This window comes from Pseudomonas sp. 8209 (assembly GCF_028682105.1).
Taxonomy (GTDB): Bacteria; Pseudomonadota; Gammaproteobacteria; order Pseudomonadales; family Pseudomonadaceae; genus Aquipseudomonas; species Aquipseudomonas palmensis.
The window spans coordinates 12721-37560 of sequence record NZ_JANIAH010000013.1 but is presented as its reverse complement, the minus strand read 5'-3'; the positions used below and the strand labels follow the sequence as shown (position 1 = coordinate 37560).

The 24840-nt window shown below is 65.2% G+C and carries 21 protein-coding genes and 2 pseudogenes; 9 read left to right on the top strand and 14 right to left on the bottom strand.

The features are described 5' to 3' along the window. Positions 1 to 4 precede the first annotated feature (4 nt). Together NP552_RS23955 and glyA are read right to left on the bottom strand one after the other, a co-directional pair. The gene (locus tag NP552_RS23955) at positions 5 to 1255 is read right to left on the bottom strand and encodes a sarcosine oxidase subunit beta family protein (protein ID WP_043863635.1); all 1251 of its coding nucleotides are present in this window, start codon (positions 1253 to 1255) and stop codon (positions 5 to 7) included. Between the two features lie 15 nt (positions 1256 to 1270). Further along, positions 1271 to 2524: a serine hydroxymethyltransferase gene (gene glyA, locus NP552_RS23950; protein ID WP_054916001.1), complete on the bottom strand. Its 1254-nt coding sequence runs from the start codon at positions 2522 to 2524 to the stop codon at positions 1271 to 1273. A 177-nt stretch (positions 2525 to 2701) separates the two neighbouring features. Here glyA and NP552_RS23945 point away from each other — a divergent pair, with 177 nt between their 5' ends. Next, positions 2702 to 3745, top strand: coding sequence for a threonine aldolase family protein (locus NP552_RS23945; RefSeq protein WP_213606444.1), 1044 nt, complete (start codon positions 2702 to 2704; stop codon positions 3743 to 3745). Positions 3746 to 3829: 84 nt separating this feature from the next. Here the strand turns inward: NP552_RS23945 and NP552_RS26195 are convergent, their stop codons facing one another. The 4 genes and pseudogenes from NP552_RS26195 to NP552_RS23930 form a co-directional block, all read right to left on the bottom strand. Further along, positions 3830 to 4558, bottom strand: coding sequence for a methyl-accepting chemotaxis protein (locus tag NP552_RS26195; RefSeq protein ID WP_371917280.1), 729 nt, complete (start codon positions 4556 to 4558; stop codon positions 3830 to 3832). 132 nt (positions 4559 to 4690) lie between these two features. After that, a pseudogene (locus tag NP552_RS26190) lies at positions 4691 to 5722 on the bottom strand (HAMP domain-containing protein); the annotation flags it as partial. A gap of 204 nt (positions 5723 to 5926) precedes the next feature. Next, the gene (locus NP552_RS23935; protein WP_043863631.1) at positions 5927 to 6229 is read right to left on the bottom strand and encodes a cell division protein ZapA; all 303 of its coding nucleotides are present in this window, start codon (positions 6227 to 6229) and stop codon (positions 5927 to 5929) included. Next, positions 6226 to 6456, bottom strand: coding sequence for a hypothetical protein (locus NP552_RS23930; RefSeq protein WP_043863630.1), 231 nt, complete (start codon positions 6454 to 6456; stop codon positions 6226 to 6228). The genes NP552_RS23935 and NP552_RS23930 overlap by 4 nt, the downstream gene beginning before the upstream one ends. Before the next feature lie 239 nt (positions 6457 to 6695). On the opposite strand from NP552_RS23930, the pseudogene NP552_RS26185 reads away from it, so the two are divergent. The 4 genes and pseudogenes from NP552_RS26185 to NP552_RS23915 all read left to right on the top strand — a co-directional run. Further along, positions 6696 to 7505, top strand: a pseudogene (locus NP552_RS26185) (MCP four helix bundle domain-containing protein); the annotation flags it as partial. Next, positions 7488 to 8360 (top strand): methyl-accepting chemotaxis protein, encoded by an 873-nt coding sequence (locus NP552_RS26180; RefSeq protein WP_404940729.1) that lies wholly within the window; start codon positions 7488 to 7490, stop codon positions 8358 to 8360. The pseudogene NP552_RS26185 and the gene NP552_RS26180, both read left to right, overlap by 18 nt. Before the next feature lie 382 nt (positions 8361 to 8742). Next, positions 8743 to 10164 carry a purine-cytosine permease family protein gene (locus NP552_RS23920; protein ID WP_274097217.1) on the top strand — a complete coding sequence of 474 codons (1422 nt, stop codon included), beginning with the start codon at positions 8743 to 8745 and terminating at the stop codon, positions 10162 to 10164. Then, positions 10161 to 11006, top strand: coding sequence for a nitrilase-related carbon-nitrogen hydrolase (locus NP552_RS23915; protein WP_274097216.1), 846 nt, complete (start codon positions 10161 to 10163; stop codon positions 11004 to 11006). The genes NP552_RS23920 and NP552_RS23915 overlap by 4 nt, the downstream gene beginning before the upstream one ends. Here the strand turns inward: NP552_RS23915 and gbcB are convergent. Further along, the gene (gene gbcB / locus NP552_RS23910; RefSeq protein ID WP_043863626.1) at positions 11003 to 12103 is read right to left on the bottom strand and encodes a glycine-betaine demethylase subunit GbcB; all 1101 of its coding nucleotides are present in this window, start codon (positions 12101 to 12103) and stop codon (positions 11003 to 11005) included. The two genes, NP552_RS23915 and gbcB, sit on opposite strands and share 4 nt — an antisense overlap. 282 nt (positions 12104 to 12385) lie before the next feature. On the opposite strand from gbcB, the gene gbcA reads away from it, so the two are divergent. Next, positions 12386 to 13678, top strand: coding sequence for a glycine-betaine demethylase subunit GbcA (gene gbcA, locus NP552_RS23905; protein ID WP_043863625.1), 1293 nt, complete (start codon positions 12386 to 12388; stop codon positions 13676 to 13678). A 712-nt stretch (positions 13679 to 14390) separates the two neighbouring features. Here the strand turns inward: gbcA and etfB are convergent. The 6 genes from etfB to NP552_RS23875 all read right to left on the bottom strand — a co-directional run bounded on the left by etfB (position 14391) and on the right by NP552_RS23875 (position 22132). Next, entirely contained in the window at positions 14391 to 15161 is a 771-nt protein-coding gene (gene etfB, locus NP552_RS23900) for an electron transfer flavoprotein subunit beta (protein WP_043860354.1), read from the bottom strand. Between the two features lie 10 nt (positions 15162 to 15171). After that, positions 15172 to 16392, bottom strand: coding sequence for an electron transfer flavoprotein subunit alpha (gene etfA, locus NP552_RS23895; RefSeq protein WP_043860355.1), 1221 nt, complete (start codon positions 16390 to 16392; stop codon positions 15172 to 15174). After that, positions 16389 to 18338 (bottom strand): dimethylglycine demethylation protein DgcB, encoded by a 1950-nt coding sequence (gene dgcB / locus NP552_RS23890; RefSeq protein WP_043860356.1) that lies wholly within the window; start codon positions 18336 to 18338, stop codon positions 16389 to 16391. The genes etfA and dgcB overlap by 4 nt, the downstream gene beginning before the upstream one ends. Before the next feature lie 158 nt (positions 18339 to 18496). Continuing rightward, positions 18497 to 20557: a dimethylglycine demethylation protein DgcA gene (gene dgcA, locus NP552_RS23885; RefSeq protein WP_274097215.1), complete on the bottom strand. Its 2061-nt coding sequence runs from the start codon at positions 20555 to 20557 to the stop codon at positions 18497 to 18499. A 15-nt stretch (positions 20558 to 20572) separates the two neighbouring features. Further along, positions 20573 to 21103, bottom strand: coding sequence for a 4-vinyl reductase (locus tag NP552_RS23880; protein ID WP_054916693.1), 531 nt, complete (start codon positions 21101 to 21103; stop codon positions 20573 to 20575). Positions 21104 to 21154: 51 nt separating this feature from the next. Further along, positions 21155 to 22132, bottom strand: a complete 978-nt coding sequence (locus tag NP552_RS23875; RefSeq protein ID WP_274097214.1) for a dipeptidase — start codon at positions 22130 to 22132, stop codon at positions 21155 to 21157. Between the two features lie 266 nt (positions 22133 to 22398). Here NP552_RS23875 and NP552_RS23870 point away from each other — a divergent pair, with 266 nt between their 5' ends. The 3 genes from NP552_RS23870 to NP552_RS23860 all read left to right on the top strand — a co-directional run bounded on the left by NP552_RS23870 (position 22399) and on the right by NP552_RS23860 (position 23628). Next, positions 22399 to 22809 carry a lysozyme inhibitor LprI family protein gene (locus NP552_RS23870; RefSeq protein WP_043860359.1) on the top strand — a complete coding sequence of 137 codons (411 nt, stop codon included), beginning with the start codon at positions 22399 to 22401 and terminating at the stop codon, positions 22807 to 22809. 8 nt (positions 22810 to 22817) lie between these two features. Beyond that, positions 22818 to 23237, top strand: a complete 420-nt coding sequence (locus tag NP552_RS23865; RefSeq protein WP_043860360.1) for a DUF3010 family protein — start codon at positions 22818 to 22820, stop codon at positions 23235 to 23237. A gap of 130 nt (positions 23238 to 23367) precedes the next feature. Next, the gene (locus NP552_RS23860) at positions 23368 to 23628 is read left to right on the top strand and encodes a hypothetical protein (RefSeq protein ID WP_043860361.1); all 261 of its coding nucleotides are present in this window, start codon (positions 23368 to 23370) and stop codon (positions 23626 to 23628) included. 102 nt (positions 23629 to 23730) lie between these two features. On the opposite strand, the gene NP552_RS23855 is transcribed toward NP552_RS23860, so the two are convergent. Continuing rightward, entirely contained in the window at positions 23731 to 24834 is a 1104-nt protein-coding gene (locus NP552_RS23855; RefSeq protein WP_043860362.1) for a GlxA family transcriptional regulator, read from the bottom strand. Between the last annotated feature and the right edge of the window lie 6 nt (positions 24835 to 24840).

Below are 24840 nucleotides of genomic sequence, written 5' to 3'. Positions count from 1 at the left end.
CCTGTTAGTGGGCGACAGCGGCAGCGCCGTGCTCGTCGATCAGGGCGCCGTTATGGAAACGGTCGATGGAAAACGGCTTGGCCAGTGCATGCATCTCGCCGGTGGCCAGGCTTGCGGCGAACACGTGGCCCGAGCCCGGCGTGGCCTTGAAACCGCCGGTACCCCAGCCGCAGTTGAAGAACATGTTCGCCACCGGGGTCTTGGAGATGATCGGGCAGGCGTCCGGGGTGGTGTCGACGATGCCGCCCCACTGGCGGTTCATGCGCACCCGCGACAGGATCGGGAACATCTCGACGATGGCCTGCAGGGTATGTTCGATCACCGGGTACGAACCGCGCTGGCCGTAGCCCACCCAGCCGTCGATGCCGGCGCCGATCACCAGGTCGCCCTTGTCCGACTGGCTGATGTAGCCGTGCACCGCGTTGGACATGATCACGCTGTCGATGATCGGCTTGAGCGGCTCGGACACCAGTGCCTGCAGCGGGTGCGACTCGATGGGCAGGCGAAAGCCGGCCAGCCTGGCCATGTGCCCGGAGTTGCCGGCGGTGACCACGCCCACGCGCCGCGCACCGATGAAGCCCTTGTTGGTCTCGACGCCGACCACCGCGCCGTTTTCCTTGCGAAAGCCGATCACCTCGGTCTGCTGGATCAGGTCCACGCCCAGGGCATCGGCCGCACGCGCATAGCCCCAGGCCACGGCATCGTGACGCGCCACGCCGCCGCGCCGCTGCACGGTGGCGCCGAGAACCGGATAACGGGTGTTTCTGGAGCAGTCCAGGTGCGGAATCTCGTCGGCCACCTGCTTGCTGTTCAGCAGTTCGCCGTCCACGCCGTTGAGCCGGTTGGCGCTGACCCGGCGCTCGGAGTCGCGCATGTCCTGCAGGGTGTGGCACAGGTTGTAGACCCCGCGCTGGGAGAACATGACGTTGTAGTTGATGTCCTGGGACAACCCCTCCCAGAGCTTCATCGCGTGCTCATAGAGGTGCGCCGACTCGTCCCACAGGTAGTTGGAGCGCACGATGGTGGTGTTGCGCGCGGTGTTGCCGCCGCCCAGCCAGCCCTTCTCGACCACCGCCACATTGGTGATGCCGTGCACCTTGGCCAGGTAGTAGGCGGTGGCCAGGCCGTGCCCGCCGCCGCCGACGATGACCACGTCGTAGACCTTCTTCGGGGTGGGCGTGCGCCACATGCGCTGCCAGTTCTCGTGGTGGCTGAGCGAGTGCTTGAAAAGGCCGAAGCCCGAATAGCGTTGCATGGTCTGTTACTCCACTCAGCGGTAAACCGGAAAATCCGCACACAGTGCCGACACGCTCCTGGCCACGTCGGCCTCGACATCGGCATCGCCCAGGTGGTCGAGGATGTCGCAGATCCAGCCGGCCAGCTCCGTGCACTGGGCCACCTTGAAGCCACGGCTGGTGACGGCCGGGGTGCCGATGCGCAGGCCCGAGGTGACGAACGGCGACTGCGGGTCGTTGGGCACGGCGTTCTTGTTGACGGTGATGTGGGCGCGCCCCAGGGCGGCATCGGCGTCCTTGCCGGTCAGGCCCTGGCGGATCAGGCTGACCAGGAACAGGTGGTTGTCGGTGCCACCGGACACCACGTCGAAACCACGCTCGATGAACACCGCAGCCATCGCCCGGGCGTTGTCGATCACCTGTTGCTGGTAAGCCTTGAAGCCGGGCTCCAGGGCCTCCTTGAAGCACACCGCCTTGGCCGCGATCACATGCATCAGCGGGCCGCCCTGCCCGCCGGGGAACACCGCGGCGTTGAGTTTCTTTTCCAGCGCTTCGTTGGCCCTGGCCAGGATCAGCCCGCCACGCGGGCCACGCAGGGTCTTGTGGGTGGTGGTGGTGACCACGTCGGCATAGGGCAGCGGGTTGGGATACAGGCCCGCCGCGACCAGCCCGGCGACGTGGGCCATGTCGACGAACAGGTAGGCGCCGACCTTGTCGGCGATCTGGCGAAAGCGTGGGAAATCGAGGGTTTTGCTGTAGGCCGAAAACCCGGCAATGATCATCTTCGGCTGGTGCTCGACGGCCAGGCGCTCGACCTCGTCGTAGTCGATCAGGCCGGTGCGGGTGTCGATGCCGTATTGCACGGCGTTGTACAGCTTGCCGCTGAAACTGACCTTGGCACCGTGGGTGAGGTGGCCGCCGTGGGCCAGGCTCATGCCCAGCACGGTGTCGCCGGCCTGCAGCAGGGCCAGGTACACCGCGGCGTTGGCCTGGCTGCCGGAGTGCGGCTGGACGTTGGCATAGTCGGCGCCGAACAGCTGCCTGGCACGATCGATGGCCAGTTGCTCGACCTTGTCCACGTGCTCGCAGCCGCCGTAGTAGCGCTTGCCCGGGTAGCCTTCGGCGTACTTGTTGGTCAGGCCGCTGCCCTGGGCCTGCATCACGCGCTTGCTGGTGTAGTTTTCCGAGGCGATCAGTTCGATGTGGTCTTCCTGGCGCTGTTCCTCGGCGTTGATCGCCGCCAGCAGTGCATCGTCGTAACCCTGGATCTGGTCGTGCTTGGTGAACATCGCATCTCTCCCGGCAGTGGCATGGACAGCGCCCTTTGGCTGCGATGGTAGGGCTGGCGCGGGCCGTCCAGATGCCTGCGCACGCCACGCAAAGGTGCGTTTACGACATGGGCCTTGTAGTCGGCGATTTGATAGTTGGTTTAGAGTGCTTGCCTGCGTCGACCACAGGACAGTGCAATGACAGAAAAAAGCCAGCAATTTGCCAGCGACAACTATTCCGGCATCTGCCCCGAAGCCTGGGCGGCGATGGACAAGGCCAACCAGGGCCACGAACGCGCCTACGGCGACGACCAGTGGACCGCCAAGGCCTCCGACCACTTTCGCAAACTGTTCGAGACCGACTGCGAGGTGTTCTTCGCCTTCAACGGCACCGCCGCCAACTCCCTGGCCCTGTCGTCCCTGTGCCAGAGCTACCACAGCGTGATCTGCTCCGAGACCGCCCACGTCGAGACCGACGAATGCGGCGCGCCGGAGTTCTTCTCCAACGGCTCCAAGCTGCTCACCGCCCGCAGCGAAAACGGCAAGCTCACGCCGGAGTCCATCCGCGAAGTGGCGCTCAAGCGCCAGGACATCCACTACCCCAAGCCACGCGTGGTAACCATCACCCAGGCCACCGAAGTGGGCAGCGTGTATCGGCCCGAAGAGCTCAAGGCGATCAGCGCCACCTGCAAGGAGCTGGGCCTGAACCTGCACATGGACGGCGCGCGCTTCAGCAATGCCTGCGCGTTCCTGGGCTGCTCGCCGGCCGAACTGACCTGGAAGGCCGGCATCGACGTGCTGTGCTTTGGCGGCACCAAGAACGGCATGGCGGTGGGCGAGGCGATCCTGTTCTTCAACCGCAAGCTGGCCGAAGACTTCGACTACCGCTGCAAGCAGGCCGGGCAACTGGCGTCGAAGATGCGCTTTCTGTCGGCGCCGTGGGTAGGGTTGCTCGAAGACGGTGCGTGGCTGCGCCATGCGCAGCACGCCAACCACTGCGCGCAGTTGCTCAGCGGGCTGGTGGCGGACATCCCGGCGGTGCAGTTGATGTTCCCGGTAGAAGCCAACGGGGTGTTTCTGCAGATGCCGGAGCCGGCACTGGAAGCGCTGCGCGCCAAGGGCTGGCGGTTCTACACCTTCATCGGCAGCGGCGGCGCACGGTTCATGTGCTCGTGGGACACCGACGAGGCACGGGTGCGCGAGCTGGCGGCGGATATTCGTGCAGTAACGCTGGGTCGCTGATGGCCCCTTCGCCGGCAAGGCCGGCCCCTACAGACACCGCCAACCTGTAGGAGCCGGCCTTGCCGGCGAAGCAATCACCCTGATCTAGAGCCTGAACCCACCCATCTGCCGCGCCAGGTCATCAGCCAGCCCGCGCAACGCCTGGCAATCCACCCGACACGCCTCCACCTGCGCCACCGTCTGGCGCGCCAGGTCGGAAATCCCCTGCACGTTGCGGTTGATCTCCTCGGTCACTGCCGACTGCTCCTCGGTGGCAGTGGCCACCTGCAGGTTCATGTCGGTGATGTGCTCCACCTGCCCGGTAATGGTGGTCAACGACGCTCCGGTCTGCTGGCTCGACGCCACGCCGGTGCCGGTCGCCGCCTGCCCCGCCTGCATCGACGCCACCGCGCTGCCCGCCCCCTGCTTGAGGCGCTGGATCATCTGCTGCACCTCGTCGGTGGACACCTGGGTTCGCTGGGCCAGGGTACGTACCTCGTCGGCCACCACAGCGAAGCCACGGCCCATCTCCCCGGCCCGCGCCGCCTCGATCGCCGCGTTCAACGCCAGCAGGTTGGTCTGCTCGGAAATGCTGCGGATCACCGCCAGCACCTCGTCGATGGACGCCACCTCCTGTGCCAGTTGGCCAACCGCACTGGCCGCCACGCCGATCTCGCCCGACATGCCTTCGATGTGCGCAATCGAGCGCTGCACCACCTCGCGCGCCTGCAACGCTTCGGTGCGCGCGGTCTGCGAGGCGTGCGCGGCCTGGCCGGCATTCTGCGCGATGTCCTGCACGGTGAGGCCCATCTGGTGCACGGCAGTGGCCACCATCTCGGTCATCTCCTGCTGGCGATGGGAGCGCGCGGCGGTGTCCTCCACCACCGCGCTCACCTGCCCCACGGCGCTGCGCAGGTGCTCGGTGGTGCGCAGCACCTCGCCGATCAGGTCGCGCTGGCTGTCCAGAAAACGGTTGAAACCCCGGGCCAGGTCGCCCAGTTCATCGGCCCGCGACTCGTCCAGGCGCTGGGTCAGGTCGCCACCGCCCTGGGCAATCGCGGTCAGCGCACCGGTCACCCGGCGCAGCGGGCGCACGATGCCGCGCGCCAGCCATACCACCAGCAGCAGCGACAGCAACGCCACCGCCGCGCCGATCAGGCTGGTGAGCCACACGGCCTGGTTCACCTGGGCGTAGATCTGCGCCTCGGGCACCTCGGCCACCAGGGTCCAGTTCAGGTCGCGCAGCGGCAGGCTCAGGGCCAGGTAGGTCTCGCCATCGCGCTCGAAGCGGCTCTGCTGCAGGCCCTCGTGCGGGGTCAACGCACGCTGGGCGGCGCCTTCGCCGATCTGCTCGGCCAACTGGCGCTTGCCGCTGAACTCGGACTGCGGGTGCACCTGGATCAGTCCATCGCCGCGCACCAGGAACACCCGGCCGCGCTCACCGAAACTGAAGTCGTGGATCAGTTGGGACAACTCGGTCATGCGCAGGCCCAGCCCGGCAATGCCCACCAGCTGGCCGGCTTTTTCCACCCGAAAGTCGATGAACAGCGCCAGGTCGCCACTGCTGATGTCCGTGTCGATATTGAGCAGGCGCGGCTTGCCACTGTCGATGAACCCGAAGAACCACGAGTCCTTCGGGTTGTCGCGGCTCAAGGTGCGGTCCAGCCCGCCCTGGTTGTAGTAGTGATTGCTGCGCGTGGCGGCGAACAGCGCGGTGAACGCCTGGTTGTGCACACGCACCGACTCCAGGTACTCGACGAACGCACCGGCCTGTTCGGGGGGCTCCCCCGCTGCCAGCCAGTCGCGCAACAGGGTGTTGTTGGCAATGTCGGCCGCCGCCGTCAGAGGCCGGCCCAACATGCGCTCGATATCGTTGCGCATGGCCTCGATGCTCGCCGGCAGCGCCGTCTCCACCAGGTAGCGCTCGGTCAGTCGATTGACCGCCACGGTGTAGATACCAACCACGATCAGAATGCTCGCCACCAGGGCCGCGCCCATGCTTGCGATCAATTGCCACTGGATACTGCGCCGCCAGAACTGCATGAATTTCCCCTGAGTTAAACCAGCCGTGTACCGCGAACACCAGGCCAATTGTATACAACAGAAAATACAATGCTAGCAGTCAGCCACACTCGGGCCGCTCACTGCCCCCAGGGGTCAGTGAGCCAGCACAGTAAAGAGGGAATGCACGCGAGGGGGAAATCAGCTGTTGCCGATTGTCCGGGCAATGACGTCGACCGTGGCGCTGACTTGCTCTTGATAACGGTCGAGGGCTTCCTGATGTGCCTGTTGCAGTTCGATCTGCTGCGAGCACAGGTTCAGGGCGGCCAGCACCAGCAACTTGTCGCCGATCAGCGACGGGTACTTGCGCTTGGTATCGGCCAGGGAGGCCTTGAGCATCTGCACCGCCTGCGCCAGGGTCTGCTCCTGACCTTCAGGGGCCTTGATCGAATAGTCATTGCCCATTATCGACACGACATTGATCGACTGCGCGGTGGTCTTCATGCGGTAACGGCGCCGCCACCGGCACGTTCAACCAGCGCCTGGATACGCGCGGCGGTTGCACCTTGCTTCTCTTCCTGCTCCATCAGGCTCAGTTGCAGGCTTTCGTTCTCGTCCTTGGCCTGGGCCAGTTCGTCGCTCAGCTGCGCGTTGCGCTCGGCCAGGTCGAGGTTCTTCTGCACCAGGTCGTTGACCAGTTGCTCCAGTTGACTCAGGGATGTTTCCAGCATGATTGCGTTCTCACGGTTTTTCAGGGGGCGCACACGATAAAGAAATCTCACCGCACTCGCCAGGGATATCGGGGCCAGAGCCTCGACCGGGTGCAGATTGACCCGTCGATCGGCAACCGGTTCCAGCGCTTGGTCGGATGCCGGGGTAAAAAAAATGACCGGTGGTTCACATTTAGTTACATGCCCCCTCAAGTCTGCCCTGCTTTGACCGATAGGCAATAAGAGTTGCCCCACGACGCATGGACCGCGCGCATTCCTATTCCCTGCCGGATAAAACCATGTCATTACGTAACATGAACATCGCCCCGCGCGCACTTCTGGGGTTTTCGCTGATCGGCGCCCTGATGCTTGCATTGGGCATCTTTGCCCTCAACCAGATGGGGCAGATACGCAAGGCCGGCGAAGCCATCGAACAGATCAGCGTGCCCAGCATCACCAACCTCGACCAGCTCACCCAACTCACCCTGCGCCTGCGCACGTTGTCCTACCGCCTGCTGCTCAACCGCGAAGCCGCCACCCTGCAGGACACCGTGCAACTGCTGGCCAAGCGCAATGCCCAGATCGACGAAGCGCGCCGGGCCTACGAGCCACTGATCGAAGGCGACGAGGAACGGGGCGCGTACAACCAGTACGTGCAGCTGCTCAACCAGTACCGCCAGCTCGAAAACCGCATGGTAAGCCTGTCGCAGGCCGGTGATGTGGAAGCACTGCGCAGCCTGATCAACCACGACCTGCTCGACAACTCCGAGCAGATCAGCGCAGTCACCGATCGCCTGGTCAAGATCAACACCGATCAGACCCGTCTGACCAACCAGACCGCCGCCACGCAATACGACACGGCCTTCACCCTGGTGATCGTGCTGCTGGTGGCCGCCACCGCACTGACCCTGCTGTGCGCGCTGCTGCTCACCCGCAGCATCGTCAAGCCGATCGACGAAGCGCTGCAGGCGGCCGAGCTGATCGCCGATGGCAACCTGACCAAACCGATCAACACCACCGGTACCGACGAAGCGGCGCGCCTGCTGCACGCCATGGGCAAGATGCAGCACAAGCTGCGCGACACCCTGCAGCAGATTGCCGGCTCCGCCACCCAGCTGGCCTCGGCTGCCGAAGAGCTGAATGCAGTCACCGACGAAAGCGCGCGCGGCCTGCAGCAGCAGAACAACGAGATCCAGCAGGCCGCCACTGCCGTCACCGAGATGACCAGCGCGGTGGAAGAAGTGGCACGCAACGCGGTGAGCACATCCGAGGCGTCCAAGCAGGCCACCCGCTCGGCCGGCGACGGTCGCGACCTGGTCATGGAGACCGTCAGCGCCATCGAGCGCATGAGTGCCGACGTGCAGGGTACTGCCGAGCTGATCGGCAACCTGGCCGGCGAGTCGCGTGACATCGGCAAGGTGCTCGATGTGATCCGCGGCCTGGCCGACCAGACCAACCTGCTGGCCCTCAACGCCGCCATCGAGGCGGCGCGTGCCGGTGAAGCCGGGCGCGGCTTCGCCGTGGTCGCCGACGAAGTGCGCGCTCTGGCCCACCGGACCCAGCAGTCGACCAGCGAAATCGAGCGCATGATCGGCAGCATCCAGGGCGGTACCGAACAGGCGGTGAACTCGATGCGCCACAGCACCGAACGCGCCGAGTCGACCCTGAGCATCGCCCGCGGCGCCGGCCTGTCGCTGGAGACCATCACCACCGCGGTGGCCGAAATCAACGAACGCAACCTGGTGATCGCCAGCGCCGCCGAAGAGCAGGCCCAGGTGGCCCGCGAAGTGGACCGCAACCTGGTGAACATCAACGACCTGTCGGTGCAGTCGGCCACCGGGGCGCACCAGACCAGCGCCGCGAGTGCCGAACTGTCTCGCCTGGCGGTGGGCCTGAACGGCCTGGTCGCACGCTTCAGCGTGTAGGTCGCCACCGGGCCCCGGCGCAGTGCGCGCCGGGCGCCCGGTTTTTTTCGATCGGCCCCCGCTCGCCGTCGAAAACACTATCTCGTCAGACTTATCTAAAGTTGCTCACAAACTATTCCTAATATTAAGTAGGAATATTCACTGCACTTTAACTTCGGCATCAAAAACCTCACGCCGCACGATAACTTTTCGCAATAACCTCCCCGCATTGCAGACTGGCATAAATACCAGTTTACAAATCAGAATAGCTCTACATCGGACATTACAGACACTTTAAGGCAAGTACCTGCGCGCTCGCTGAAAGTGTGTCGTTGTTCCGTTAGTTGCAGCTTCATCTAACCTCATCAGCATTGAAACTTTCGCCCGAATGCCTGGGAACGCCATGAACAATGCGGCACCTGCACCTGAAACGTCAGGCCTGAAGATAGAAACCCGTACCATCCACCCGGTGCCCCTCGACGAGCGTCACGGCAAGGCCTGGCACCTGGGCCCCTTCTGGTTTACCGGCAACTTCGTACTCACCACCATGGTCACCGGCTTCGTCGGGCCCGCCCTGGGTCTGGCCGCCTGGCAGGCGGTGCTGGCGATCCTGCTCGGGGTGGCCCTGGGCACCCTGTGCATGGCCCTGCATGCCAACCAGGGCCCGCGCCTTGGCCTGCCACAGATGATCCAGTCCCGTGCCCAGTTCGGCCTGCGAGGCGCCGTGCTGCCGTTCATGGCGGTGGTGTGCGTGTACATCGGCTTCAACGTGTTCAACGTGATCCTGGCCACCGATGCACTGACCACTGTGCTGCCGGGCAGCGATGCCTTCTGGTACGCACTGCTGATCGCGGTGGCCGTGGTGATCGCCGTGGTCGGACACGACCTGCTGCACACCGTGCAGCGCTGGCTCACCTACCTGCTGATCGGCGTGTTCGGCCTGCTCACCCTGGCAGCGCTGCTGTTGCTGGAGGCCGACACCGTTCAGCGCCAGCTGCAATTTTCCTGGTCGGGCTTTCTCATCCAGCTGTCGACCGCCGCCGGCTACCAGATCAGCTACTCGGTGTATGTCTCGGACTACTCGCGCTACCTGCCGCCCAGCACCTCGGCGCGCAAGGTGGTGCTGTGGACCTATCTGGGCGCCGCGGGCTCTGCGGTGTGGTTGATGTCACTGGGCGCACTGGTAGCCTCGGCAGTGGTGGCGCCCGAAGCCATCAGCAGCCTGCAACACCTGGGCAACCGCTTCCTGCCCGGCTTCGGCACCTTCGCGATCCTGATGGCGGTGCCGGCGCTGGTGGGCATCATGGCCGTCAACTGCTACGGCGCGCTGCTGACCGGCATCAGCGCGATCACCGCGTTTCGCCCGCTGGCGCCGGGGCTGGCCGGGCGCGCCCTGGGCCTGGGCGGCATTGGCGCGGTGGTGTACCTCACCGCCATCGCGTTGCCCGACAGCTACCTCGACAGCTTCAACCTGTTCCTGCAACTGATGCTGTATGTACTGGTGCCCTGGAGCGCAATCAACCTCACCGACTACTACCTGTTGCGCAAAGGCAACTACGTGATCCCGGCCATGTTCGACCCGGCGGGCGAATACGGCCAGTGGGCCTGGGCCGGCATCCTGGCCTACCTGGGGGGGCTGCTGGCGATGCTGCCCTTCGTGTCGCTGGCCGGCGTGCAAGGGCCGGTGGCGGTGGCGTTGTCCGGCGCCGACCTGGCCTTCGTTCCCGGCTTCATCGTTTCGGCCCTGCTGTACTGGCTCCTGATGCGCCACCTGCCCGGCACCCCGCCGCCCCCGGTCGCCGAGCGCAAGGCGCCGCAGCCATGACCCCATCCCCGCAAACCGTGCGTGTCGGGTGCTACCAGCTGGCGCCGGCCATTGCCAATCCAAGCTACAACCTCGACCGTACCCGGGTGGCCATCGCCGAGGCCGCCGAGCGCGGCGCGCAACTGCTGGTACTGCCCGAGCTGGCGCAGAGCGGCTACGCGTTCTACGACCGCGAAGAGGCCCACGCGCTGTCCGAGCCCCGTGACGGGCCGACCCTCGAGGCCTGGGCCCGGCAGGCCGCCAAGTACCAGATCATCGTGGTGGGCGGCTTCTGCGAGCGCCTGCCCGACGGCCAGGTGGCCAACAGCTCGGTGCTGATCGAGCCCGATGGCCGACGCACCTTCTACCGCAAGGCCCACCTGTGGGACCGCGAAACGCAGATCTTCACCCCCGGCAGCGAGCCGCCGCCGGTGGTGGACACCCACCTGGGGCGCATCGGCATGATGATCTGCTACGACCTGGAGTTTCCCGAATGGGTGCGCCTGGCGGCGCTGCGCGGTGCCCAGCTGCTGTGCGCACCGGTGAACTGGCCGGACACCTCCCGGCCCGGCTTCCAGCGCCCGGCCGAGGTCATCCGGGTTCAGGCCAGCGCCTCGGTGAACCGGCTGTTCGTCATTGCCTGCGACCGCTGTGGCGAGGAGCGCGGGGTTGGCTGGGTGGGCGGTTCGACCCTCACCGATGCCGACGGCTATGTGCTCAAGGGCGGCAAGCGTGTCGGCAAGAAGCAGCTGCTGCTGGCCGACATCAGGCTGGGCCAGGCACTGGACAAGCAGATCAGCGACCACAACCACGTGCTGGCCGACCGGCGCCCTGCGCTGTACCACGAGCTGCTGTGCGACTAGAACTCGATGCGCACGTCACCACGCGGCACGCTGCAGCACGACAGGATATAGCCTTCGGCCTCGTCGTCCTCGGTGATGCCGCCGTTGTGCTCCATGTCCACCTCGCCACCCAGCTTGAGCACCTTGCAGGTGCCGCAGATACCCATGCCGCAGGCCTTGGGGATCATCAGCCCGAGCTTGGCGGCTGCCGCATGCACCGTCTCGCCCGGCGCCACGCGGATGCTCTTGCCGCTGGCGGTGAACTCCACCTGGTGCTGGTCGGCCACGTCCACCTCGGCGGCCTCGGCGGCCTGCTCGGCGTTCTCTACCGCATCGGCCTTGGCCTCGGGCGGCGTGGCGCCGAACGACTCCTCATGGTAGCGCTGCATGTCATAGCCGCTGGCTTCGAGCATGCGCTTGACCGCGTTCATGTAGGGCGTAGGCCCGCAGCAGAAGATCTCGCGTTCCAGGTAATCGGGCGCGATCAGCTCCATCAGCTTCTGGTTCAGGTAGCCGCGATAACCGGCCCATGCCTCGCCCAGGCCATGCTTCTCGCAGATGATGTGCAGGCTGAAGTTGTCGATCCGCGAGGCCATGTGCTCCAGCTCGCGGTGGTAGATGATGTCCTTGGGCGAACGCGCGCTGTGCACGAACACCATGTCGACATTGGCATTGGTGTCATAGAACCAGCGCGCCATGGACATCACCGGGGTGATGCCCACCCCGCCGCTCAGGTACAGCACCCTGGGGCTGGGGAAGTCCATCGCGTTGAACAGCCCCACCGGCCCGTGCACGGCCAGCTCCTGGCCTTCATGCAGGGTGTCGTGCAGCCAGTTTGAAACCTTGCCGCCGGGTACGCGCTTGATGGTCACCGAAAAGCTGTAGGGCACCGAGGGCGAGCTGGAGATGGTGTACGAACGCATGATCGGCTGACCGTCGATTTCCAGCTCCAGGGTCACGAACTGCCCGGGCTTGAAGAAGAACAGGATCGGCTGGTCGGCCATGAAGCAGAAGGTGCGCACATCCCAGGTTTCCTGAATGACCTTGACGCAGCGCACGGTATGCCGGCCGTTGGCCCAGGTCTGAGTGGTCACCGGGTTGAGGAAGTTGTTCGACATGCTCGTCTCCGCGGCCGATCGGGGCCTGTTATGGCGACGATGATGCGCAAGGTGCAGGCGGCGCACATTCCTGTTCGCGACATCGGCGTACTTATCGCGACCAGCCCCCGCCCACAAGGGCTCGCGCGTCGGGAACGGATCTGGCCATGTCGCCCATGGGCATGGTTGCCGGCGCGGGCGAACGCACACTCCATCGCACATCAACCTGCTGTCTGAGCCCTGCGTCGCCACACGAACGATTAGCCACTTTCGCGGCCCGCACGGGCCATGAGGACCTGAACGATGGACGTCACCGCAACCTTGAGCCTGGGCGACCCACTGGACGCTGCACGCAAGGCCACCGCCGACATGCTGCAGACCCGCGAGCGCACCTTCTCGCTGCCGCAACCCTTCTACACCGATGAGCGGCTGTTCCAGATCGACATGCAGGAGATTTTCCACAAGGAATGGCTGATTGCAGGCATGACCTGCGAGATCCCGGCCAAGGGCAACTACCTGACCCTGCAGATCGGCAAGAACCCGATCATCGTGATCCGCGGTGCCGAGGGCAAGGTGCATGCCTTCCACAACGTGTGCCGCCACCGTGGCTCGCGCCTGTGTACCAGCGACAAGGGCAAGGTGGCCAAGCTGGTGTGCCACTACCACCAGTGGACCTACGAGCTGGACGGGCGGCTGCTGTTCGCCGGCACCGAGATGGGCGACGACTTCGACATGCAGCAGTACGGTCTCAAGCCGGTGAACGTGAAGACCGCCGGTGGGTACATCTTCGTCAGCCTGGCCGACAACCCGCCGGCGATCGATGACTTCCTCGCCACCCTGGCCCATTACATGGAGCCCTACGACATGGAGAACACCAAGGTGGCGGTGCAGACCACCCTGATGGAAAAGGCCAACTGGAAGCTGGTGCTGGAGAACAATCGCGAGTGCTACCACTGCAACGCCTCGCACCCGGAGCTGCTCAAGACCCTGCTCGAATGGGACGACGTCACCGACCCGCGCGCCGACCAGGCGTTCAAGGATCACGTGGCGGCCAGCGCTGCGGCGTGGGACGCGGAGAAGATCCCCTATGCGCATGCCAGCTTCGGCCTGCGCAACCGTATCGTGCGCATGCCCCTGCTCAAGGGCACGCTGTCGATGACCCTGGACGGCAAGCTGGGCTGCCAGAAACTGATGGGGCGCATCCAGAACCCCGACCTGGGCTCGATGCGCATCCTGCACCTGCCGCATTCGTGGAACCACTGCATGGGTGATCACATCATCGTGTTCACGGTATGGCCGATCAGTGCCCAGGAGAGCATGGTCACCACCAAGTGGCTGGTGCACAAGGATGCGGTTGAGGGCGTGGACTACGACCCGGCACGCATGCGCCAGGTGTGGGACGCGACCAACGACCAGGACCGGCGCCTGGCCGAAGAGAACCAGCGCGGCATCAACTCGACGGCGTACCAGCCGGGGCCGTATTCGAAAACCTACGAGTTTGGCGTGGTGAATTTCGTGGACTGGTACAGCGAGCGGATGCTGAGCAACCTGGGCGCGGCGCCGGCGCCGTATCTCAAAGGTGTGGCGGCGCAGTAATACTGGGGCCGCTTTGCGGCCCATCGCGGGTCAAGCCCGCTCCCACAAGGGCCGCGTAGATCTTGTGGGAGCGGGCTTGGCCCGCGATGAGGCCGGTGCCAACTGTACAAATTTTGAACAACACCCGCAAACCCCAGCCCCTACTGCCCCATACCTACTCCACCAACACTTTATCCACAGCCACACCCACAGCAATTGTGAGCAACCCTTGTGGAAAACTTCCGCCCAGCGCCCTTCAATCCACAGCGTGCAATAGATCAAAAAGTGATCAAACCTCTGTAAGCCTTTGAATACGTGCCCCCCAGCACTGCACGAACACCTTATCCACAAAGCCGCCAACAGACTTTGTGTGCAAGTAGCCCTCTTTGCAAAACCCATGTGGATAAACCGCCGAAACCCCCGATTTTCGCTGCCGCGTGAGTATTTCGCGGTGGATTGACGAGGTTTTGTGCGTTTTTTGATCAAATAGCTGAACACCTTTAACCACGTGGCCTGCAGCCATGTCCGAACAGATTATCCACAGAGCCGCCAACAAGGATTGTGAGCAAAACTGCCGTCTCGCTGGACGACGGGCATGAAAAAACCGCGAAAAATTCGCGGCGCGTATTGATCACTATTTGAACAATAGGCTGCAGGCCACGTATTACGTGGCCTGCAGCCATAGGCAAACACTTTATCCACAGAACCGCCAACAGACTTTGTGCACAACCCTTCAGCGCAGCACACCCTCCTCCACCAACAGCTTCAGGATCGCCTCGGCGCCTTCGCTCGGGGTCACGCCCTTGAGTACCTGTCCACCGCCGCCACTGGCCTTCGCCGTGGCGGCTTTCATGCGGTCGGCACCGCTCTTGGCCTTGATTACCTTGAGGCGTTTGGGCCGGGGTCTGGCCGGCTGCAATACAGCATCTGTGAATAACTCGTCCTCCACCACCGCCACCTCATGGGCCGCCAACAGCCCGCGTTGCGCCGGCCCATAGGCGCTCTGGCGCGGCACCGGCGCGGCGTTATCCACAGTGGCGAGCATCGGCAGGCGCACGCTCAGGCGACGCCGCTGCCCCCGTGGCAGGGCCTGCAGCACCTGGGCCACGCCATTGTGGATGGATTCCACCTGCGCCAGCCCCACCACCAGCGGCCAACCCAGGCGCTCGGCCAGCAGAAACGGCAGCATGCCCGAGCCTTCGCCGGTTTCGGCCTGGCTGCCGCTCAGCACCAACTGCGCCCCCGCCTCGCGCAGGTAGTCGCCGAGCACGCCCAGCACATCGGCGCCTGCGGGCTGCTGCAACACGTCCAGCTGCGCCAGCCCCATGCCCAGGTACGCGCGCAGCGCAGGCTCGTGCGGGTCGCCGGCATGCAGCACCTGCAGGTTATCCCCAGCCAGTTGCAACCCCAGTTCCACAGCCCGCGCATCCTGTTCGGCGCGGCGCATGCGCCCCGAGGTGGGGTGGGCGCCGATCGAGACCAGGCTGATGACCTTGGTGTTCATGAATGCCCCCTCAGGCCGCATCGCGCCGGGCGCTGTTGCGATAGTTGTCCACAGCCTCGATCAGCGCCTGCAAAATCGCCGCGCTGTCGCCGATGACCGCCAGGTCGGCACGCTTGATCATGTCGCAGCCGGGGTCCAGGTTGATCGCCACCACCTTGTCGCAGGCACCGATGCCCTGCAGATGCTGGATCGCCCCGGAGATACCCACAGCCACATACACCCGCGCCGTGACCCAGGTACCGGTGGCCCCCACCTGGCGATTGCGCGGCATGAAGCCATCGTCCACCGCCACCCGCGAGGCCCCTTCGGTGGCCCCCAGCGCGGCGGTGGCCCTGTGGAAAAGTGCCCAGTCCTTGACCCCGTTGCCGCCCGACAGGATGAATTCGGCCTCGGCCATGGCGATGGTGGCCGGGTCCACCGGCACCGGGCCGAGGTCTTCGATACGCGCCAGGCTGCGCGCCGCGCCTGTGGACAACTCCACCGGCAGGGCTTCATGGCGGGTTTCGCTGACCGGCTCGGCACATTCGGCCGCCGCCAGGATCAGGCGCGCCAGCCCGCGTACCAGGTCCTGCTGGCCAGCCCCGGCGCGCCCGCTGCACAGTCCGTCCTTGACCTGCCACACCCGCGTGGCCGGGCGCTCGCCCAGCGCCGCGGCAAGGCGCCGGCCCAGCTCGCCGCCACCGCTGCGGCTGTCGGGCAGCAGCCAGTGGCGCGGGTTGAACTGGTTATCCACAGCCCGCAGGCCTTGCACCCGCTGCTCCGGTGCATAACCTGCGAACGCGTCACCGTCGATCTGCAGCAGGCGGTCGACGCCGAACGTGCCGAAGGCGGTTTCCTTGTGCTCGCCAAACACCACTGCCAGCACCGCGCCGTCGCTGCCGGCCAGGCCGTGGGCCAGCCCGAGCACATCCCGGTCGTGGCTGCTCAGGCGCCCGCCGACCATGTCCGGCACCACCACGATGTAGAACGCCGGCAACGGCACCTGATGCAGCGGCACCAGCACCTCGGCGGCGGCGCTGCGCTTGCTCGTAGCGCCCTGGCTGGCGCCGCTGCGATCGATGCGCTTGATCCCATTGGGGCCGATGAAGCCCACCGCATGCGGGTTCTTGCGCAGCACGCCATTGGGCCCCATCCACTGCGTCTGTTGGGCCTGCATGGCTGCGTGCAGCGGGTGCAGACGGTTGCGTGCAATCCACTCGGCACGCGGGTCACGCCGGATGATGTCGCTCATGGGTCCACCTGCGCAGGTTCTGGTTGGCTTGCTACCGGCGTGCTGGCAACCGTCGCTTCACGCAGCGCGTCGGCCACCAGCTCGGCCAGGTCCTTGATCTGCGGGCGTGGTTCGACCACGCCTTCGAGCATCGCGGTGCACTGCGGGCAGCCCACAGCCACCACCTCGGCGGCGGTCTCGCGGATGTCCTGCATGCGCATGTCGGGAATGCGCTGCTTGCCCGGAATGTCGGTGATCGGCGCACCGCCACCGCCGCCGCAGCAACGCGAGCGAAAGCCGGAGCGCGCCATCTCGCGCACCTCGATGCCCAGCGCGCGCAGCACCTGGCGCGGCGCCTCGTACTCGCCGTTGTAGCGGCCCAGGTAGCACGGGTCGTGATAGGTCACGCTGGCGCCCTTGTGCGGCGCCAGGTCGAGGCGGCCGGCGGCGATCAACTCGGCGATGAAGCTGCTGTGATGCTGCACCTGGTAGTGCCCGCCCAGCGCGCCGTATTCGTTCTTCAGTACATGGAAGCTGTGCGGGTCGCAGGTGACGATGCGCGTGAAGCGGTACTGCGCCAGGGTCCGGATATTGCGCCGGGCCAGTTGCTGGAAGGTGGCCTCGTCGCCCAGCCGGCGGGCCACGTCGCCGCTGTCGCGTTCCTCCAGGCCAAGCACGGCAAAGCCTACATTGGCCGCCCTGAGCACCTTGACGAAGGCGCGCAGGGTGCGCTGGTTGCGCATGTCGAAGGCGCCGTCACCCACCCACAACAGCACGTCGGTGCCGTGCACCTCGCCCAGCACCTCGAGGTCGAGGTCGGCGGCCCAGTTCATGCGCCCGCCCGGGGCGAAGCCGCCGGGGTTGTCGGTGGCGATCAGGTTGTCCAGCACCTCGGCGCCCTTGTTCGGCGTGGCGCCTTTTTCCAGGGTCAGGTGGCGACGCATGTCGACGATCGCATCCACGTGCTCGATCATCATCGGGCACTCTTCCACGCACGCCCGACAGGTGGTGCACGACCACAGCGTGTCGGCATCCACCAGGCCGTCGACGATCGGCTGGTGCGGGTTGCCGCCGTGTTCGCCGAGCGGTTTGCCGGGGTACGGGCTGCCGGCAAACTTCGCATCGGTGCCACCCGCCAGGCCCACCACCATGTCCTGGATGAGTTTTTTCGGGTTCAGTGGCTGGCCGGCGGCGAACGCCGGGCACGCGGCCTCGCATTTGCCGCATTGCACGCAGGCGTCGAAGCCAAGCAACTGGTTCCAGGTGAAGTCCCTGGGTTTTTCCACACCCAGCGGTGCGCTCGGGTCTTGCAGATCCAGCGGCTTGAGCCCGGTGGAGCGTCCGCCGCCGAAGCGTTCGGCGCGCCGGTGCCAGGCCAGGTGCAGGGCACCGGCGAAGGCGTGCTTCATCGGCCCGCCCCAGGTCATGCCGAAGAACAGCTCGCTCACACCCCACAGCACGCCCAGCCCGAGCAAGGCCACCAGCACCCAGCCACCGGTACCTTCGGGCAGGATGCCGGCTACCGGCAGAGTGGCGATGAAGAAGCTGGCGGAAAACACCAGCAGGCTTTTCGGCAGGCGCATCCAGGGGCCTCTGGACAGGCGCGCGGGCGGGTTCAGCCGGCGCCTGTAGACGAACAGCGCACCGCCGAACATCAAGGCGGTGGCCACCAGCAGGGCGTAGCCGAGGAGGCGGTTGTGCAGGCCGAAACCGTGCACCAGGATCGCCAGTACGGCGGCCAGCACGAAGCCGCCGGCGGTGGCGACGTGGGTGTTGGCCATGTACCTGTCGCGGGCAACCACGTGGTGCAGGTCGACCATGTACCGGCGTGGCATGGCCAGCAGGCCCTTGAGCAGCTCGACCCGCGATGGCCGGCCTTGGCGCCACATCCGCACGCGCCGCAGCGCGCCGAGCACGGCCAGGCCGAGGGCGGCAAACAGCAGCAGGGGTAGCAGGGTGTTCAACATGGGAAGCTCCCACACTCGATATGATCGGTTGCACACACTGTGGGAGCGGGCTTGACCCGCGATGGCGGCACGCCTGACACACCGCAGTGCTTGCATCGCGGGTCAAGCCCGCTCCCACAAAAAGCCCGAGCGACCGGGACAATCGGTTCACAGAGCGATCAGAAATCCTTGCACAGGCGCAAGGCGTCGTAGATCGCCGCATGGGTGTTGCGCTGCGCCACGCAATCGCCGATCCGGTACAGCAGGTACCCCTCCCCCGGCTGGCTCAATATCGGCTGCGGCTCAATCGCGAACAGCGCCTCCACATCGATCTGGCCCTTGTTGCGCGAGCCCTCCTTGAGTGCGTAGTACAGGGTCTCGTCGGGGCGCACACCGTTCTCGATCACCACCTGGTCGACCACCCGCTCCTCCCGTGCCCCGGTGTATTCGTTCTCCAGCACTGCCACCAACTTGTCGCCCTCGCGGTAGACCTTCTCCAGCATCAGGTCGCCGGTCATGATCACTTCCTTGGGGTACAGGCTGCGGTAGTAGGTGGGGAACGAGGTGCCGCCAATCGCCACTCCCGGCTTGATGTCGTCGGTGACGATCTCCACCTGGCTGCCCTTGTCGGCCAGAAAATCCGCCACCGACATGCCGGTGAATTCGCAGATGGTGTCGTACACCAGCGCGGTCTTGCCCGGCGCCACCGTGCCGTCGAGCACGTCCCAGCTGCTGACCACCAGGCCCTCGGCCGCGCCCCAGTGCTCGTTCTGCTCGATGAACGGGTGCCCGCCCACCGCCAGCACCACCACGTCGGGGCGCAGGTCCATGAGGGTGTCGACGTCCGCCGCCGTACCCAGGCGCAGGTCGACCTTCAGCCGCGCCAGCTCCAGCTGGTACCAGCGCGTGATGCCGGCGATCTGGTCGCGTTGCGGAGCCTTGGCGGCGATGCTGATCTGCCCGCCGATCGCCTCCTTCTTCTCGAACAGGGTCACGTCATGCCCACGCTCGGCCGCCACCCGCGCCGCCTCCATGCCGGCCGGGCCGGCACCGACCACCACCACCTTGCGTCTGGGGCCGGTGGATTTCTCGATGATGTGCGGCACGCCCATGTATTCCCGCGAAGTGGCGGCGTTCTGGATGCACAGCACGTCCAGGCCCTGGTACTGGCGGTCGATGCAGTAGTTGGCGCCCACGCACTGCTTGATCTGGTCGATCTGGCCCATCTTGATCTTGGCGATCAGGTGCGGGTCGGCGATGTGCGCGCGGGTCATGCCGACCATGTCCACGTAGCCGCCCTCCAGAATGCGCGTGGCCTGGTTGGGGTCCTTGATGTTCTGCGCGTGCATCACCGGCACGCTCACCACCTCCTTGATGCCCGCCGCCAGGTGCAGGAACGGCTCGGGCGGGAAGCTCATGTTGGGGATCACGTTGGCCAGGGTGTTGTGGGTGTCGCAGCCCGAGCCGATCACGCCGAAGAAGTCCAGCATGCCGGTAGCGTCGTAGTACCTGGCGATTTCCTTCATGTCCTCGTGGCTGAGGCCATCGGGGTGGAACTCGTCGCCGCAGATGCGCATGCCCACGCAGAAGTCGGGGCCGACTTCCTCGCGCACCGCCTTGAGCACTTCCAGGCCGAAGCGCATGCGGTTCTCGAAGCTGCCGCCCCATTCATCGGTGCGCTTGTTGACCCGCGGGCTCCAGAACTGGTCGATCATGTGCTGGTGCACTGCCGACAGTTCCACCCCGTCCAGCCCGCCTTCCTTTGCGCGGCGCGCGGCCTGCGCGTAGTTGCCGATCACGCGCCAGATCTCCTCCGGCTCGATGGTCTTGCAGGTGGCGCGGTGCACCGGTTCGCGGATGCCCGAGGGCGACATCAGGGTCGGCCAGTGATAGCCGTCCCAGCGCGAGCGCCGGCCCATGTGGGTAATCTGGATCATGATCTTGGCGCCGTGCTTGTGCATGGCGTCGGCCAGGTTCTGGAAGTGCGGGATGATGCGGTCGGTGGCCAGGTTGACCGAGGCCCACCACTGCTGCGGGCTGTCGATGGCCACTACCGACGAACCACCGCAGATGGCCAGGCCGATACCGCCTTTGGCCTTCTCTTCGTAGTACTTCACGTAGCGCTCGGTGGTCATGCCGCCGTCGGTGGCGTACACCTCGGCGTGTGCGGTGCTCAGTACCCGGTTGCGGATGGTCAGCTTGCCGATCTGCAGCGGCTGGAACATTGCTTCGAAAGCCATGGCGGGTTCCTCGACTTACAGGGGCTTGACGATGAACAGGCCGTCGTCGTGGCCGTGTTCCGAACCGCCGTAGACCTGCTCGGCGACCGTGCGAAGGGGGCTGCCGCGGGCCGCCAGGATCTGGTCCATGGCGCCGGCGAACCAGCCGGTGAACATGTAGTCGACCTTGCGCCCGACCTTGCCGTACACATAGACGAAGGCCGAGTGTTCGAGCCTGACGCTGGCGGTACCCCTGTCGAGGTCGATGTCCTGGATCGTGAACAGCCCCCAGCCGCGTTGCGACAGGCGCTTCATGTAGTGCTCGAACACCGCCACGCCCTGCAGGCCGTGGCATTCGGCCTCCTTCTCGCACCAGTGCCAGGCCGACTTGTAGCCGGCCTTGTACAGAATCTCGGCGTAGGCGTCGGCGCCCAACACCTCTTCAATGCCCATGTGGTTGTTGACGAAGAAATGTCGCGGCACGTACAGCATCGGCAGCGCGTCGCTGGTCCACACACCGGTTTCGCTGTCGACTTCGATGGGCAATTGCGGGGCGATCTTGGCCATGGAAACTGAACTCCATAAAAGAAAAAGGATGCGGCTGGGTGAGGCGTGGGGTTACTCGCCCCAGACGTCTTTCAGGACATTGACCCAGTTCTCGCCCATGATCTTGCGCACCATCCGCTCGGGGTGGCCGCGCTTGAGCAGGGTTTCGGTGAGGTTGGGAAATTCGCCCACGGTGCGGATGCCCAGCGGGTTGATGATCTTGCCGAAGCTGGTGAGGCGGCGCGCATAGCCCTTGTCGTGGGTCAGGTACTCGAAGAAGTCCTGGCCGTGGCCCTGGGTGAAGTCGGTGCCGATGCCGATGGCGTCTTCACCCACCAGGTTCATGGTGTATTCGATGGCCTCGGCGTAGTCGTCGATGGTCGCGTCGATACCCTTGGCCAGAAACGGCGCGAACATGGTCACGCCGACAAAGCCGCCATGGTCGGCGATGAACTTCAATTCGGCATCGGACTTGTTGCGCGGGTGCTCCTTGAGCCCGGAGGGCAGGCAGTGGGAATAGCACACCGGTTTTTTCGATTCGAGGATGACTTCCTCGCTGGTTCGGGAGCCGACGTGGGACAGGTCGCACATGACCCCCACGCGGTTCATCTCGGCGACGATTTCGCGACCGAAGCCGGACAACCCGCCGTCGCGCTCATAGCAGCCGGTACCCACCAGGTTCTGGGTGTTGTAGCACATCTGCACGATGCCCACGCCCAGCTGCTTGAAGATCTCCACGTAGCCGAGCTGGTCCTCGAAGGCATGGGCGTTCTGGAAGCCGAAGAGGATGCCGGTCTTGCCCTGCTCCTTGGCCTTGCGGATGTCGGCGGTAGTGCGTACCGGCAGTACCAGGTCGCTGTTTTCGCGAATCAGCTTCTGGCTGGCGACGATGCTGTTGATGGTGGCCTGAAAGCCCTCCCACACCGAGACAGTGCAGTTGGCGGCAGTGAGGCCGCCCTTGCGCATGTCCTCGAACAGCTCGCGGTTCCACTTGGCGATGATCAGCCCGTCGATAACGATGCTGTCTGCGTGCAATTCGGCCGGGCTCATCAGGCTGTCCCCTTGTATGACGTTGCGGCGCCGAATCGTCTGCCGGCGCTTTGGGGCCAGCATATGCCTAGGCGCCAGGTCGCCAGGATGCAAAAACGACAGGGGAATTGCCGAAAACGTCAAGGTGCGACAAAGGGCCCGGGCGGCACCCGTCGGGAAGGTGCCGAACAGTGTCGACGATTGCCCGCTCGCCATGCTGTTCTTTGCTACGGTGCTTTGCGAGAATCGCGGATCCTTTACGCGCACCCTGGTGGGAGACTCTGTAGATGAAATCGCTGGTATGGCTTGTGCTTGCGGCTGTGGCGCTGGGCGCACAGGCCGAGGAAAGTGACGCTCCCACCCCGTGCGACAACGTCGAGACGGCCCAGCAGAACTACGCCTGCGCCGCCTACAGCCGTACGGTTGCCGAACGCGAGCTGAACGCCGCCTTCGGCGACCTGCTCGAACGCATCAAGGAACAGTATGCCGGCCAGGGTGCGAAGATCACCGAACTGAGCAGCCGCCTGAACGCCGCCCAGAACCTGTGGAAGCAAGTACGCGACGCCGACTGCAAGGTCGAGACCTTCGACAGCACACCGGGCAAGGAGTACGACGCCGCACTGAACACCTGCCTGGCGCAACGCAGCGACGACCGCTCCGAATACCTGCAGTCCCTTGGCCTGCAAAACTCCGATTGAGGCAACCCATGAAAATCTGCGGCATCGAAATCAAGGGCAGCGAAGCCCTGCTGGCCGTGGCCAGCCTGGACGCCGGCCAGCCCGTGCACGTTGGCGTGGCCACCAAGAAGATCGGCCTGGAGGATGACGAGGATGCCGCCCAGGTAAAGGCATTCGCCGCACAGGTCAGAGCCTTTGTCAGCGAGCATGGCATCGGGCAACTGGCGATCAAGAAGCGCAGCAAGAAGGGCGACTTTGCCGGCGGCCCGACCACCTTCAAGATCGAGGGCGTGCTGCAGTTGCTGGACAACTGCACGGTGGAGCTGGTGTCGCCGCAGACCGTCAGCGCCCAGGCCAAGAAGCACAATCTCGAGCTGCCGGGAACGCTGAACAAGTATCAGCATGAGGCCTACAAGAGCGCCTGTGCGGCGCTGCTCAAGCGCGGCTGAGGGCGCCTGCGCACGTCACTGATCTAGCCAAAAACGACCTGTTCATAGGTATGCCGGCCATGCCCCTTGTCGCCACCGCGCAGCGCTCCCAGAATCGGGGCACCCTTCGCCTCGAACAAGGACAACCGCCATGATGCACGCCGATTTGATCGATCAGGACGACCTGCTGGGCCAACTGCGCGCCCTGGGCTTCGAGATGCCTGCCGGCGCTAGCGCCGAGCAGGCCTGCGAATGTGCGGTACGCGGCTTGAGCGCGGAACGCGCCCGGGCCCTGCGCGGCCTGGTGGAGCAGTTGTACACCGGCAGCGCGACGATACTGCCGGCGGTGCGCCAGGCGATCGACAAGCAGTTGCTGCCGGCGCTGGCGAACCACAAAAGCCTTCACGGTTGACCCCATCGCGGGTCAAGCCCGCTCCCACAGGCGCTTCACTGCCCTTCAGAGCAGCGATGTACCGGTGGGAGCGGGCTTGACCTGCGATGCGGTCGGCCTGGTCTACAGCCTCACACTGGCAAACGTCGACTCATTGCGCGCCTGACTCAGCGCCGACATCGGCCCGGCCAGCGGCGACAGCACCAGCGCCTGCGGCAGCGGCATCATCGCCACCTGCTGGGCCGTGTTCGAGCCTACCCGCTCATCACGCGGCGGTATCCCGAAGTATTCCCGGTAGCACTTGGAAAAGTGCGGCGTGGACACGAACCCGCACACCGATGCCACCTCGATGATCGACATCGGCGTCTGCTTGAGCAGCTGCCGCGCACGAATCAGCCGCAGCTTCAGGTAATAGCGCGACGGCGAACAATGCAGGTACTTCTGGAACAACCGCTCCAGCTGGCGCCGCGACACCGCCACGTACACCGCCAGTTCGTCCAGGTCGATCGGCTCTTCGAGGTTGGCCTCCATCAGCGCCACGATTTCCTGCAGCTTGGGCTGGTTGGTACCGAGCATGTGCTTGAGCGGCACGCGCTGGTGGTCCTGCTCGTTGCGGATACGCTCGTACACGAACATCTCCGAGATCGCCGCCGACAGCTCGCGGCCATGATCGCGACTGATCAGGTGCAGCATCATGTCCAGCGGCGCGGTGCCGCCCGAGCTGGTGAAGCGGTTGCGGTCCAGGGTAAACAGGCGCGTGCTCATGCTCACCCGCGGGAAGGCCTCCTGCATCGCGGCCAGGCACTCCCAGTGCACGCTGCAATCGAAGCCATCGAGCAGCCCCGCACAGGCCAGCGCCCAGCTGCCGGTACACACCGCCCCCAGTCGGCGCGACTGGCGGGCCTGGCTCTGCAGCCAGGTCACGTGTTCACGGGTCACGGTGCGCTGGATGCCGATGCCGCCACACACGATCACGGTGTCCATCGCCGGCGCCGCATGCATCGCCGAATCGGGAGTGATCTGCAGGCCGTCGCTGGCCCACACCTGACCGCCATCCACGCTCAGTGTGCTCCAGCGATACAGCTCGCGACCCGACAACTGGTTGGCCATGCGCAGCGGCTCGACCGCGGAGGCCAGGGAGATCAGCGTGAAGTTGTCCAGCAGCAGGAAACCGATGGATTGGGGGGTGCGGTTCTGGTTTGGGGTTGCGGAGTTGTACGACGTCATCGCGAT